The sequence below is a fragment of the Rhodococcus sp. D-6 genome (genome assembly GCF_040256695.1).
Lineage (GTDB): Bacteria > Actinomycetota > Actinomycetes > Mycobacteriales > Mycobacteriaceae > Rhodococcus > Rhodococcus pyridinivorans.
The window spans coordinates 3,495,302-3,508,658 of record NZ_CP132970.1 but is presented as its reverse complement, the minus strand read 5'-3'; the positions used below and the strand labels follow the sequence as shown (position 1 = coordinate 3,508,658).

Sequence of the window (13,357 nt, the reverse complement as noted above, 5' to 3'; positions counted from 1 at the left end):
ATCGCGTCCCGCCCCGCCCGAAATCTCGGTGATTCCTCGCCCTACCGCAGGGTGGCGGTCAGGTGCGGGTACTGCTTCTTCGGATGCCGCAGTGCCAGATCCCATCCGTCGGCGACGTGCTGCGCATACAGGCTCAGCGACGACGGCAGCAGGACCGGCTTCCCGAACCGCACCGCGTAGGTCACCTTGCCGGGGATCCGTCCCTCGACGGCCGAGAGGGTGGCCGCCGCGCTCCACATGCCGTGGGCGATGGTCTTCGGGAATCCGAAGGCCTTGGCGCCCAGGGGCGACACGTGGATCGGGTTGCGGTCACCGGAGACCGCCGCATAGCGGTCGATGACCTTCTGGTCGACCCGCAGTGTGGAGGTGGGGACCGGGGGGATCTCCTCCTCCTTCGGCTCCGGCTTGGGCTGACCCGACAGCGACGTGCGCTGCTGGTGCAGGAAGGTCGACGTCTGCCGCCACACCAACTCGCGTCCGACGTTGACCTCGCTGACGAGATCGACGAGCAGGCCCTTACGGTGTTCGCGCATGTTCTCCGCGTGCACCGCGATGTCGAGCGGCTCGGTGACCGAGATCGGCCGGAACTGCTCGATCACGTTCTCGGCGTGCACCGAACCGACGGCGGCGAACGGAAAGCCCTTCGACACCATCAGTTTCATCACGAGCGGGAACGTGAGGATGAACGGATAGGTCAGCGGCAGGCTGTCGCCGAACCGCAACCCGCACACCTTGGTGTACTCGGCGAGATCGTCGGGATCGACCTTCAGCGACCGCAGGACCAGGACGTCGTCGGGCAGGCTGTCGCCCGACGCACCCACGACGGGCAGTGCCCCGAGCACGGCCCGGCTGTAGATGTCGAAGGTCGACGGCAGCGAGGACAGTTCGATCCGTGCCATCTAAGCCCCCAGCATGGACTGGCCGCACACGCGCACGACCTGCCCGGTCACGGCGCTCGACGCGGGGTTCGCGAACCACGCGACGGTCTCGGCGACGTCGACGGTCTCACCGCCCTGCTGCAGCGAGCTCATCAGACGACCGGCCTCGCGGGTGGCGACCGGGATCGCGGCCGTCATGGCGGTCTCGATGAAGCCCGGGGCGACGGCGTTGACGGTGATCTTCTTGTCGGCGAGCGCCTCGCTGGTCGCCTGGACGAGGCCGATGACACCGGCCTTCGAGGCGCCGTAATTGGTCTGGCCGCGGTTACCGGCGATACCGGCGATCGACGACACGTCGATGACCCGGCCACCCTCCTTCAGCGCGCCCTTCTCGACGAGCACGTCGGTGATCTTCCGCGGGGCGATCAGATTCACGCCCATCACGGAATTCCAGCGAGCGGCGTCCATGTTGACGAGCAGCTTGTCGCGGGTGATGCCGGCGTTGTGGACGATGATGTCGGCGCCGCCGTGACGCTCGAGCAGGTGAGCGGCGAGCTTCTCGCCGGCGTCGGGGGCGGTGACGTCGAGCGCGAAGGCGGTGCCGCCGACCTTGTTGGCGGTCTGGGTCAGCGCGTCGCCTGCAGCGGGGACGTCGGCGGCGACGACGGTCGCGCCGTCGCGGGCGAGGACCTCGGCGATCGTCGCGCCGATGCCGCGGGCCGCGCCGGTGACGACCGCGACCTTGCCGGCAAGCGGACGGTCCCAGGACTCGGGGGCGGTGGCGTCGCCCTCACCGATACGGATCACCTGGGCGTCGACGAAGGCCGACTTCGCCGAGAGCAGGAAGCGCAGCGTCGACTCCACGCCGGTCAGGCCGGTCGCGGCCTTCGGGGAGACGTAGACGAGCTGCACGGTGGCACCGCGACGCAGTTCCTTGCCGACGCTGCGCGTGAAGCCCTCGAGGGCGCGCTGGGCGATGCGCTCGTCGACCGACCCGGCCTCCTCGGGCGTGGTGCCGAGGACGACGACGCGGCCGCTCGGGGCGAGATTGCGCAGGGTGGGCTGGAAGAACGTGAAGAGCTGTTCGAGCCCCGTGGGGTCGGTGATGCCGGTAGCGTCGAAGACGAGTGCGCCGAACTTCGTGTCGGACGGCTCGGCGAACGTGTAGTCGCTCAGGAGGTTGCGGATCGGTTCGACCAGGCGGCCGTTGCCGCCGAGCAGGACGGGGCCGGGGAGCGGGGGCTCGCCGGGCTGGTAGCGCCGGAGCTTCTCGGGCTGTGGCAGACCGAACTGCTTGGCGAGGAACGCTCCGGGTGCGGACGAGATGAGCTGGGCGTAGAGCTTGGGTGCGCCCTTGGCTTCGGCCACGATTCCACCTTCTTCGATTCGGTCGTCGGTGCAGTGTTCGACAGCAAGCGTGTTCGACAACAAACTTACCCGTGAGTAAGAATAGTAGCCAGAATTCGAATCCGTCCGAAACCGGGAGACACCAGTGACCACCAAAGCCCGTTCCACGCAGCAGCGCCGTGTCGCCGTTCTCGGAGGCAACCGGATCCCGTTCGCCCGGTCCGACCGCAAGTACGCCCGCGCGTCCAACCAGGACATGTTCACCGCCACCCTCGACGGTCTCGTCGGCCGCTTCAACCTGCAGGGTGAGCGCCTCGGTGCCGTCGTCGGCGGTGCGGTCCTCAAGCACGCCCGCGACTTCAACCTCGTCCGCGAGAGCGTGCTCGGCAGCGCGCTGAGCCCCTACACCCCGGCCTGGGATCTCCAGCAGGCCTGCGGCACCGGCCTGCAGTCGATCATCGCGGTCGGCGACGCCATCGCCGCCGGACGGATCGAGGCGGGTATCGGCGGCGGCGTCGACACCACCTCCGACGCCCCGATCGCCGTGAACAACCAGCTCCGCGAGTTCCTGCTCTCCCTGAACCGGGCCCGCACCACGGCCGACCGGGTCAAGCTGCTCGGCAACGTCCGCCCGTCGATGCTCGGCATCGAGATCCCGCGCAACGGCGAGCCGCGCACCGGCCTGTCGATGGGTGAGCACGCCGCGATCACCGCCAAGGAATTCGGTGTCTCCCGCGAGGCGCAGGACGAACTGGCCGTGGCGAGCCACCGCAACATGGCCGCCGCCTACGACCGGGGCTTCTTCGATGACCTCGTCACCCCGTTCCTCGGGCTGACCCGCGACGACAACCTGCGTCCCGACTCGTCGGTCGAGAAGTTGTCGACGCTGAAGCCGGTCTTCGGCACCAAGCTGGGCGACGCCACCATGACCGCCGGTAACTCGACGCCGCTCACCGACGGCGCGTCGGCCGCGTTGCTGGCGAGCGAGGAGTGGGCCGCCGAGCGTAAGCTCCCCGTGCTTGCCTACCTCGTCGACTCCGAGACCGCCGCGGTCGACTACATCCACGGTGGCGACGGGCTGCTCATGGCACCCACCTACGCCATCCCGCGCCTGCTGCAGCGCAACGGCCTGACCCTGCAGGATTTCGACTTCTACGAGATCCACGAGGCGTTCGCTTCCGTGGTGCTCGCCACCCTCCAGGCGTTCGAATCGGAGGAGTACTGCAAGGGCAAGCTGGGCCTCGACGCCCCGCTCGGCTCGATCGACCGCAGCAAGCTCAACGTCAACGGCTCGTCGCTCGCGGCCGGCCACCCGTTCGCCGCGACCGGCGGCCGGATCGTGGCCTCGCTGGCCAAGATGCTGCACGAGAAGAAGCAGGAGACCGGCAAGCCCGTCCGCGGCCTGATCTCCATCTGCGCCGCAGGTGGACAGGGTGTGACGGCGATTCTCGAGGCCTGATCGATACCCCTCGGAAGTCGTTGAGAGAGGAAAGTTCCGTTCGGTGTGTAACGCTCCGCGACGGACAGCGATAGACCCATCGACCCCGCGCTGCTGCCTGACCCCCGACCTGGTAGCAACGCGGGGTCTTCGCATTCCGGGCGCAGCCGCTCTGAACCGGGGCACTACCCTTGAAAGCAGGTAGTCGGCGCGCGAATTCGAAGGCGTGCCCAGCTTTGCGAAGGGATCTGGGTGAGCGGCAGCAACGGGACCGACGAGTCCCCTCACGAGCACGACGACGCACGGACCGAGAACATCGGTTCGTCGCCGGAATCCGCTCGTGAGGGTGAAGGCGCGTCGGCTCCTACCGAGCGGTTCGAAGCGGTCGATCCTCACCGGGAGGTGGCCGAGGCGAAGGCGAGCAGTGTCACCGAGTCGCAGGCGAGCAGTGTCACCGAGTCGCAGGCGAGTGATGTGACCGAGTCGCAGGCGAGCAGTGTCACCGAGTCGCAGGCGAGCAGTGTCACCGAGTCGCAGGCGAGTGATGTGACCGAGCCGCAAACCGAGGCCCCGGCTGCCTCGCAGGCTCCCACAGAGGTCCGAGCCGATGGCACGAACCAGGCGGCTCCCACCGGTGCTGACGAACCCCCGACCCAGAAGGTCCATCCCTCGGAGGAGCCCACCGCGGTCATCCCGGTCGTCGCGCCGGGAAACCGGGCACCGGGTGACGGATCGTCCGCCGCCACCGATCGGCTCCTCCGTTTGCAGGGGCAACAGAACCCGGCACAGCCCGGTCCCGAACAGGCGGGGGCTCCCGTCCCACCCACGTCGACGGCAATGCCCTCGGCCGCCCACCCACCGCAAGGCGACCAGCCGACCCAGCAGATGCAGGCGGGTCCGCCGCCGCAGGGACCGCCTCCTGTCACTCCTCCGCCCACCGGCGGACCGCGAGGTTCCGGCGGAGACGGCGACGAACCGGGCAAGCCTGGATCGAATCTGCCCCGGCGCACGATCGCGCTCGTCGTCGGTGGCGTCGTCGCACTGTTCGCCGTGTTCTACGTGGCCGATCTGGCGTTGTCGTCGGGCAAGGTGCCGCGCGGTGTCACCGTCGCAGGTGTCGAGATCGGCGGCATGTCGCTCGACGCGGCGGAGGCAGAGCTCACCGAACAACTGACGCCGCGGCTCGACATGCCCGTCGACGTCACCGCCGGCGACACTCAGGGGCAGATCGTGCCCTCGGAGGCCGGGATCGGGATCGACTGGCCCGCGACCCTCGACCAGGTGGGTTCGCAGCCGCTCAATCCGTTCACGCGACTCGCGTCGTTCTTCGGGAACGACGAGGTCGGCGTGGTCTCCACACGCGACGAGGTCGCCCTGTCCGCAGCCATCGAAAAGGCCGCCGCTGCCGCCGCGCACGAACCGCGCGAGGGCAACATCGTCTTCGAGGACGGCACACCCGTTCCGGTGACGCCGCAGCCCGGCCAGCAGCTCGACGTCGCAGTCGCGGGCGACGTCTTCGCCGAGCGCTGGCCTTACGGTGATGTCTCGCTGCCCGTCGAGAGCGTCGACGTCACCGTCACCCGCGAGGGCCTCGACCGGGCGCTGGCGGAGGTCGCCGTTCCGGCCGTGGCACAGGATCTGGTCGTCCGGGGACTCGACGGGGCCGTCGGTGTGCTGCCGCGCGATGCGGTGGGCGCTGTCCTGTCGTTCGTGCCGGACGGTTCGGGCGGACTCGAACCGCAGTACGACACCGAGGCCGCGATCGGCATCCTGGCGCCGCAGCTCGCCCCGTCGGAGACCGAACCGAAGGATGCGCGGATCGTCCTCGACGGTGGTCGTCCGACGATCGTGCCCAGCGAGACCGGCGAGATGGTCGACTGGCCCGTCACCCTCGAGAGGTTGCCCGACCTGCTGAAGGAAGCGGGCGACCGCAGCACCGACGCGGTGTACAGGAAGGCCGAACCCGAACTCACCACCGAAGGCGCCGAGAAGCTCGGCATCAGGGAAGTGGTCTCGGAGTTCACCACCAGCGGCTTCGAATACGCTTCCGGCGTCAACATCCGGCTGGCCGCGCAGGAGATCAACGGCGCCATCGTGAAGCCGGGGGAGACCTTCTCCTTCAACGACTACACCGGTCCGCGCGGTGCGGCGCAGGGGTACATCGAGTCGGGCATCATCGAGGCCGGACGTCCCGGTAAGGCCGTGGGCGGTGGCATCAGCCAGCTCGCGACCACCCTCTACAACGCGACCTACTTCGCCGGGATGGAGGACGTCGAGCACACCGAGCACAGTTACTACATCTCCCGGTACCCGGCGGCCCGCGAGGCCACGATCTACGACGGCGCCATCGACCTGAAGTTCCGCAACCCGTTCGACACGGGCGTCCTGATCCAGACGATCGGCACGAGCTCGGACATCACGGTGCGCATCTGGGGCACCAAGACCGTCGACGTCCAGTCGGTCACCGGCAACCGCACGAACTTCACCTCGCCCAACACGATCACGTTGCCCGCCGGTTCGGCCTGCATTCCGTCGAGCGGCGCGCAGGGCTTCACCGTCACCGACACCCGGATCGTCACCGACGCACGGACGGGCGCGCAGATCTCGAGCGCGACCCGCACGGTCCGGTACGACCCGGTCCCGATCGTGAAGTGCATCAGCCCCGAACCGGAACCGAGCGACGAGCCCTCGGGCGGCGGCGACGCGACCTCCGACGACACCGGATCGGAGGACGCCGAGGCCGAGGACGCACCGGCGCCCGCACCCGAATCGCCTGCGGCCGAAGCGCCGGCAGTCGAGGCACCTGCAGTGGGTGGAACCGAAGAGGAGTAGCGGACGTCCTCGAAACTTCGGGGAGGTTGTGTGCGGTTCCGGTGAAGGAACACGCACACAACCTCCCCTTACTTCGTCACTCCGGAAGCGGCGCCACGTCGGGGATCTGGCCGTCGAGGAGGCGGAGCTGCTCCCGAGAAACGACGAGACCGACGTCGTGTGCGAAATCCGTGGGGGAAATCGCGCACAACGTCGGTCTCGTCTATCGCGCTACCGCCGTGAGCGGTTCGATCAGAACGCTGCTTCGTCGAGCTCCATGATGTCGAGGTCGACGTCGGTGATGATCTGACGCGCGACGCTCAGCTCCGGCAGGACGTTCTTGGCGAAGAAGGACGCGGCCGCGACCTTGCCCTCGTAGAACGCCTTGTCCGAGGCATCGACGCCGGCATCGAGCGCGGAGAGAGCGATCTCGGCGTGCTCGAGCAGCAGCCAGCCGATCATCAGGTCGCCGAACGCCTCGAGGAAGCGGACCGAACCGAGGCCGACCTTGTACAGCTCGGTGGGCTGTTCCTGCGCACCCATGAGGTACTGGGTGAGCGTCGCGACCATCGTCTGGGTCTCGCCGAGCGCGGTGGCCAGGAGCGTGCGCTCCTTCTTCAGACGCTGGTCGGCGTCGTCGCGCTCGACGAACTTCTTGATCTCACCGGCGATGTGGGCGAGCGCCACGCCACGGTCGCGGGCGATCTTGCGGAAGAAGAAGTCCTGCGCCTGGATGGCCGTGGTGCCCTCGTACAGCGAGTCGATCTTCGAGTCGCGGATGTACTGCTCGATCGGGTAGTCCTGAAGGAAGCCCGAACCGCCGAGGGTCTGGAGCGAATCCTTCAGGTACTGGTAGGCCCGCTCGGAGCCGCAACCCTTGACGACCGGCAGCAGCAGGTCGTTGATGCGGTGCGCGAGAGCGGCGTCGGCACCCGAGACCTGCTCGGCGACGACGTCGTCCTGGTGCGCCGCGGTGTACAGGTACACGGCGCGCAGACCCTCGGAGTAGGCCTTCTGCATCGCCAGCGAACGCCGCACGTCCGGGTGGTGCATGATCGACACGCGCGGGGCGGTCTTGTCGGACATCTGGGTCAGGTCGGCGCCCTGGATGCGCTCCTTGGCGTAGTCGAGGGCATTGAGGTAGCCGGTCGACAGGGTCGCGATGGCCTTCGTGCCGACCATCATGCGGGCGTGCTCGATGACGTCGAACATCTGTGCGATGCCGTTGTGAACCTCGCCGACGAGCCAGCCCTTGGCCGGAACGCCGTGGCCACCGAAGGTGACCTCGCAGGTCGCGGAGGCATTGAGGCCCATCTTGTGTTCGACGTTGGTGACGAACACGCCGTTGCGCTCGCCCAACTCGTCCTTCTCGAAGTCGAAGTGGAACTTCGGGACGAAGAACAGCGACAGGCCCTTGGTGCCGGGGCCGGCACCCTCGGGGCGGGCGAGGACGAGGTGGAAGATGTTCTCGAACAGGTCGTCGGAGTCGGCCGAGGTGATGAACCGCTTGACACCTTCGATGTGCCAGGAGCCGTCGTCCTGCTTGATCGCCTTGGTGCGACCGGCGCCGACGTCGGAGCCGGCGTCGGGCTCGGTGAGGACCATGGTGGCGCCCCAGCCGCGCTCGACGCAGGTGGCGGCCCACTTCTTCTGCTCATCGGTGCCGTTGTCGTAGAGCACGCCTGCGAAGGCGGGGCCGGCCGCGTACATGAAGGCCGCGGGCTGGGCGCCGAGCATCATCTCGTTGACGGCCCACAGGAGGCTGCGCGGTGAGTCGGTGCCGCCGAGCTCCTCGGGGATGCCCATGGACCAGTAACCGGCGTCCCACCAGGCGCGGAACGACTTCTTGAACGGCTCGGGAAGCGACACCGAATGGGTCTCGGGGTCGAAGACCGGCGGGTTGCGGTCGGCGTCGGCGAAGCCTTCGGCTGCCGGCCCCTCGGTCAGTGTCTTGACCTCGGCGAGAATGCCGCGCGCGGTGTCCTCGTCCAGGTCGCCGAACTTGCCTGCTTCGAGGACCTTCTGAATCTTCAGGAACTCGAAGAGGTTGAACTCGAGGTCGCGGAGGTTGCTCTTGTAATGGCCCATGTCGTCGGTGTCTCCCAGTGTGGTGCGGTCCAGCTGGCTTCAAGTACCGCCCAAGTTATTACTCGTCGGTAACATCTCCATGTTACTCGTCGGGCAACTAACTGCCAAGAGGTGGTTTGCTCGCCACGACGAGCGCGTCGATCGCCGTTCCCGCATCGGTTTCCCGATATCGCCGTTCGGCAATCCTGATGTCCAATCTGCCGTCGATTTCCTCGACGAGATCGGTTGGTGTGTAGAGGATTTCCTTGTCCTGGGGTCCGCCCACTCCTTCGTCGGGATTTATTGCGTCGTGCCCCAGGAATATGAGGATTCCTTCAGGTTTCAGTGAATTGATCGCGTGGTCGAGAAGCGCCTTCCGCTGTGGCGGAGGAAAATGCAGGAAGACCGAGAGGATCAGGTCATATTCTCCGTCGAACGAGTCGGCCGTCACATCCGCGCGGACGTAGCGGAGCCGGTCTCGTGAGCGGGACGGCGCCTGCGCAGCGATCTGCCGGGCCTTGTCGAGGGCGACCTCGGAGAAGTCGACGCCCACGACTTCCCATCCGCGCGTCGCCAACCACAGGGAGTGACGACCTTCACCGCAGCCGAGATCGAGGGCGCGACCGTGCGGTAGCGACGCCACGTGTTCGACGATCACCGGATTGGGCGGCGCGCCCCAGATCAGTTCCGACGCCGCGTACTTCTCGTTCCAGGCCTGTGCATCCATGACCGCGACGCTAGCCTCGCGTGGCGATTGGGACCCCCGCTTGCGGTGAGGGTTACGGAAGCGCATCGTCGGGGTAGCGCTGTGACGAAATCGTGACCTGCGATATCGTTGACCGGATGCGATGTGCCGACACGCGGTACGTCGAGGAGGAGGAGTTCGTCTGATGGGTGCACAGATCGCTGTCCCTGCCCCGCTGAGGAACAGCGCGCTGCTCGGTCTGGGTGTGCACCGCCCCGAGCGCATCGTCACCAACGACGAGATCTGCCAGCAGATCGACTCGAGCGACGAATGGATCCAGTCGCGCTCCGGCATCAAGGAGCGCCGCTTCGCGAAGCAGCATCCGGAGGAGTCGGTCGTCGACATGGCGACGAGCTCCGCCGAGCAGGCCCTCGTGGCCGCCGGCCTCACGGGTGCGCAGATCGACACCGTGATCGTCGCGACCTCCACCTACCCCTTCCAGACCCCGCAGGCGGCAGCTCTCGTCGCCGACCGCATCGGCACCGGCGGTGCCGCGGCGCTCGACATCCAGGCCGGCTGCGCGGGCTTCTGCTACGCCCTCGGTGTCGCCTCCGATCTCGTGCGCGCCGGAACGGCCGAGCACGTGCTCGTCGTCGGTGTCGAGCGCATGAGCGACACCACCGAGCCCACCGATCGCTCGGTGCGCTTCATCTTCGGCGACGGGGCCGGTGCCGTGGTCGTCGGCCCGTCCGACGAGGTCGGCGTCGGTCCCACCGTCTGGGGCTCCGACGGTTCGCAGGCCAACGCGATCCGTCAGGAACCCGACTGGGTCGATTTCGCCACCAACCCGGACCAGAAGCGTCCCTGGATCATCATGGAGGGCACCGCGGTCTTCCGCTGGGCCGCCTTCGAGATGAGCAAGTTCGCCCGGCAGATCGCCGACAAGGCCGGCGTGGCCCTCGCGGACCTCGACGCCTTCGTCCCGCACCAGGCCAACCTGCGCATCAACGACGTCATCGTCAAGCAGCTCGAACTGCCCGAGACCGTCGCGGTCGCCGACGACATCATCGAGACCGGCAACACCTCCGCCGCGTCCATCCCGCTGGCGATGGAGAAGATGCTGCGCACCGGCCAGGTCGGGGTCGGATCCACCGCGCTGCTCCTCGCGTTCGGTGCCGGCCTGTCCTATGCGGGCCAGGTCGTGAAGATGCCCCCGCTCGCGAAGTAGGAAGCAGCGGTAGCAATACGACTTCGTAGCAGTATCGACATATGGCGAGTATTCGCACGTCGTCCGTTCCCCGTTGGGTCTGGATCCTGTGCTTCGTCGTGGTCTCCGTGGCCGTCGTCCTCCTCGAACCGATCGGGGACGACGAGCCGGGCGGTACCGGCGGGGGCACGGTCGAGAACCCCTCCGAAGCCCTCGAGGCGCTGGAGGCACTGCCCGTCCGGCCCGCCGAATCGCAGAGCGGCTACGACCGCTCACTGTTCGGTTCGGCGTGGACCGACGAAGTGACCGTCGACCTGGGGCGCAACGGCTGCGACACTCGTAACGACATCCTGCAGCGCGATCTCGTCGACGTCTCCTTCGAGCCCGGGAAGAAGCAGTGCACGGTCACTGCCGGCACGCTCGAGGACCCGTACACGGGGAAGACGATTTCCTTCCGTCGCGGGGTCGAGACCTCGTCCGCCGTGCAGATCGACCACGTCGTCGCCCTGTCGGATGCGTGGAAGAAGGGCGCCCGCCATCTCGACGACCAGCAGAAGCGGAATCTTGCGAACGATCCGCGCAACCTGATCGCCGTCGACGGCCCCACCAACCAGGGCAAGGGCGACTCCGACGCGTCGGAGTGGCTGCCGCCGAATACCGCCTTCCATTGCGAATACGTCGTGCGGCAGATCGAGGTGAAGACGACCTACGAACTGTGGGTCACCCAGGCTGAACACGACGCGATGTCGCGGATCCTCTCCTCCTGCTGATACCGCTTCCTGCTGATCACGCCTCCAGCAGGGCCCGCGCGATGTCGTCCTCCGACATCAGTACGTGCGCCGCGGCCGGCCCGAGGGGCACGTAGCTGTCGTGGGAGGTGACCCGCGTGATCCGGCCCTGCCACGCATCGTCGACGAGCGTCGCGACGACCGATTCCGCGACACCTCCGCTGCGGCGCGTCTCGTCGACCACCACCACGCGCTCGAAGCGGCGGACGTGCTCGAGCAGCGCGGTCGTCGGCAGCGGCGACAACCACTGCAGGTCGAGGACGGTTGCCGCGACTCCCGCGCGACGGACGGCACGCAGACTCATCGGCACCCCGTTCCCGAAAGTCACCACCAGCACGTCGCGCCCGTCGCCGTAGACGCACACCGATCCCGGTGGAAGCCCGGCGGTGTCGGGGATCTGCTGCCACAGTCCGTCGCCCTCGTCGTAGAGGTCGCGCCGGTGGTACAGCGCGATCGGTTCCAGGTAGACGCACACCCGGCCCTCCTGACGAGCCAGCTCGACGCACGTGCGCAGCAGGGCGCCGGCCGTGGCGGGTGAACTCGGCACGGCCAGCACGAGACCGGGGATGTCGCGCAGCACGGCGACAGAATTGTCGTTGTGGAAGTGCCCGCCGAAGCCGCGCTGGTAGGGCAGGCCAGCGATGCGCACGACCATCGGATTGCGGTACCGCCCGTCGGAGAAGAACGCCAGACTCGCCGCCTCCCCGCGCAACTGGTCCTCGGCGTTGTGCAGGTAAGCCAGGTACTGGATCTCCGGGATCGGCAGCATGCCCGCGACGGCGAAGCCCAGCGCGGTGCCGAGGATCGTCTGCTCGTCGAGCAGGGTGTCGAACACGCGCAGGCGCCCGAAGCACTCCTGCAGCCCTCGGGTGACGCCGTAGACCCCGCCTTTGAGGCCGACGTCCTCGCCGAACACGCAGGCGTGGGGATCCTCCTCGAGGAGCTGTCCGAGCGTGCGGGTGACGGCCCGGGCGAGCGTGAGCGGTTCACCGGCAGGATGCGGATCGTCGTCGACGAGCACGAGCCCGGATTCGAGCGGGCGCATCACGTCGGCGGCGGTCGCCAGTCGCGGCGGCCGGGTCAGTGAGTCCGCGACGGAGCCGACTTCGACCCGTATCCGCTCGTACCGGTCGAGAACCCCTGCCGCATCGAGCATTCCGCGTGCGACGAGTTCACGGGCCGTACCCACCAGTGGGTCCCGCTCGTGGTCCGCGGCAAGATCCGACGGGCTGCGGTAGGCCGACTCGACGTCGGAACCGGCATGGCCGAGGAAACGCACTGCCCGCACGTGCAACAGGACCGGAGCCCGGGTCGTGCGCACCGTCTCCACGGCATCGGTTGCGGCAGCGAGCATCTCCACCGCATCGGCGCCGTCCACCGACCGGTACTCGATCCCCGGATACGACGACAGCGACCGCTCGAGCCAGCCGGGCGGGGTGGGCACACTGATGCCGAGTCCGTTGTCCTCACACACCAGCAGCAACGGCAACGGCAACCCGCGGTGCCGGCAGTAGGCGGCCGCGTTCAGGGCGCCGACGGCCGTCGAATGGTTCGCCGAGGCATCACCGAAACTGCACATCACCACCGAATCCCACGGCCACGCCGCGTCGAGCCCGAGTCGCTGCATCCGCGGTAGCGCGAGGGCGAGACCGACGGCCCGCGGCATGTGCGAGGCGATGGTCGACGTCTGCGGCAGGATGTTCAGGCCGGCGTTGCCGAACACCTTGTGCCGGCCCGCCGAGATCGGATCGAGCGTGGACGCCGCACATCCGGCGAGCACGTCGCGGATCGGGGTGCTGTCCTCGACGAGCGACGCGCGAGCCGCGTAGAAACCGCCCGAACGGTAGTGCAGCAGAGCGGGATCCGTCACCCGCGTGCACAGGCCCAGCGCGGCGTTCGATTCGTGGCCCGCCGATGCGATGGTGTAGAAGCCTTCGCCGCGTCCCTGCAGGGTGCGGGCCGCGACATCGAGGTGCCGCGACTGCACCTGGGCGTCGAAGTACCGCGCCAACAGGTCGTCGTCGACCCGCCGGTCGACCGGACGCGTCGGCGGTGCGTGCCCGGGCAGAGCGCGCACCGCGGTGACGAAACGTTCGTCGAGTTCGTCGGCGGCGGTCACTCCTTCTTTCTACGCCC

Annotated in this window: 9 protein-coding genes; 4 read left to right on the top strand and 5 right to left on the bottom strand. The window is 68.0% G+C overall.

The features are described 5' to 3' along the window. Positions 1-41 precede the first annotated feature (41 nt). Together RBB84_RS16305 and RBB84_RS16300 are read right to left on the bottom strand one after the other, a co-directional pair. Positions 42-899, bottom strand: a complete 858-nt coding sequence (locus tag RBB84_RS16305; protein WP_064256140.1) for a MaoC/PaaZ C-terminal domain-containing protein — start codon at positions 897-899, stop codon at positions 42-44. Further along, complete coding sequence (locus RBB84_RS16300; RefSeq protein ID WP_064256205.1) at positions 900-2,246, bottom strand: 3-oxoacyl-ACP reductase; 1,347 nt, start codon at positions 2,244-2,246, stop codon at positions 900-902. 124 nt (positions 2,247-2,370) lie between these two features. Between RBB84_RS16300 and RBB84_RS16295 the strand changes: the two genes are divergently transcribed. Beyond that, a complete protein-coding gene (locus RBB84_RS16295) occupies positions 2,371-3,684 on the top strand; it encodes an acetyl-CoA C-acetyltransferase (protein WP_006552665.1) in 1,314 nt (437 codons plus the stop codon). Between the two features lie 231 nt (positions 3,685-3,915). Then, positions 3,916-6,495: a VanW family protein gene (locus RBB84_RS16290; RefSeq protein WP_064256141.1), complete on the top strand. Its 2,580-nt coding sequence runs from the start codon at positions 3,916-3,918 to the stop codon at positions 6,493-6,495. Between the two features lie 231 nt (positions 6,496-6,726). On the opposite strand, the gene RBB84_RS16285 is transcribed toward RBB84_RS16290, so the two are convergent. Both RBB84_RS16285 and RBB84_RS16280 read right to left on the bottom strand, forming a co-directional pair. Beyond that, positions 6,727-8,562: an acyl-CoA dehydrogenase C-terminal domain-containing protein gene (locus RBB84_RS16285; RefSeq protein WP_006552663.1), complete on the bottom strand. Its 1,836-nt coding sequence runs from the start codon at positions 8,560-8,562 to the stop codon at positions 6,727-6,729. A gap of 97 nt (positions 8,563-8,659) precedes the next feature. Further along, positions 8,660-9,268: a class I SAM-dependent methyltransferase gene (locus RBB84_RS16280; protein ID WP_064256142.1), complete on the bottom strand. Its 609-nt coding sequence runs from the start codon at positions 9,266-9,268 to the stop codon at positions 8,660-8,662. 163 nt (positions 9,269-9,431) lie between these two features. Between RBB84_RS16280 and RBB84_RS16275 the strand changes: the two genes are divergently transcribed. Further along, the gene (locus RBB84_RS16275; protein WP_006552661.1) at positions 9,432-10,454 is read left to right on the top strand and encodes a beta-ketoacyl-ACP synthase III; all 1,023 of its coding nucleotides are present in this window, start codon (positions 9,432-9,434) and stop codon (positions 10,452-10,454) included. A 41-nt stretch (positions 10,455-10,495) separates the two neighbouring features. After that, entirely contained in the window at positions 10,496-11,203 is a 708-nt protein-coding gene (locus tag RBB84_RS16270) for an HNH endonuclease family protein (protein WP_006552660.1), read from the top strand. Positions 11,204-11,219: 16 nt separating this feature from the next. On the opposite strand, the gene RBB84_RS16265 is transcribed toward RBB84_RS16270, so the two are convergent. Further along, on the bottom strand, positions 11,220-13,340 hold the full coding sequence (locus tag RBB84_RS16265) for a thiamine pyrophosphate-dependent enzyme (RefSeq protein ID WP_156666072.1): 2,121 nt from the start codon (positions 13,338-13,340) through the stop codon (positions 11,220-11,222). Positions 13,341-13,357 lie beyond the last annotated feature (17 nt).

Coding starts and splice junctions, on each gene's coding strand:
- RBB84_RS16305 (WP_064256140.1), bottom strand. CDS start 899: ATGGCACGGATCGAACTGTCCTCGCTGCCGTCGACCTTCGACATCTAC.
- RBB84_RS16285 (WP_006552663.1), bottom strand. CDS start 8,562: ATGGGCCATTACAAGAGCAACCTCCGCGACCTCGAGTTCAACCTCTTC.
- RBB84_RS16280 (WP_064256142.1), bottom strand. CDS start 9,268: ATGGATGCACAGGCCTGGAACGAGAAGTACGCGGCGTCGGAACTGATC.
- RBB84_RS16275 (WP_006552661.1), top strand. CDS start 9,432: ATGGGTGCACAGATCGCTGTCCCTGCCCCGCTGAGGAACAGCGCGCTG.
- RBB84_RS16270 (WP_006552660.1), top strand. CDS start 10,496: ATGGCGAGTATTCGCACGTCGTCCGTTCCCCGTTGGGTCTGGATCCTG.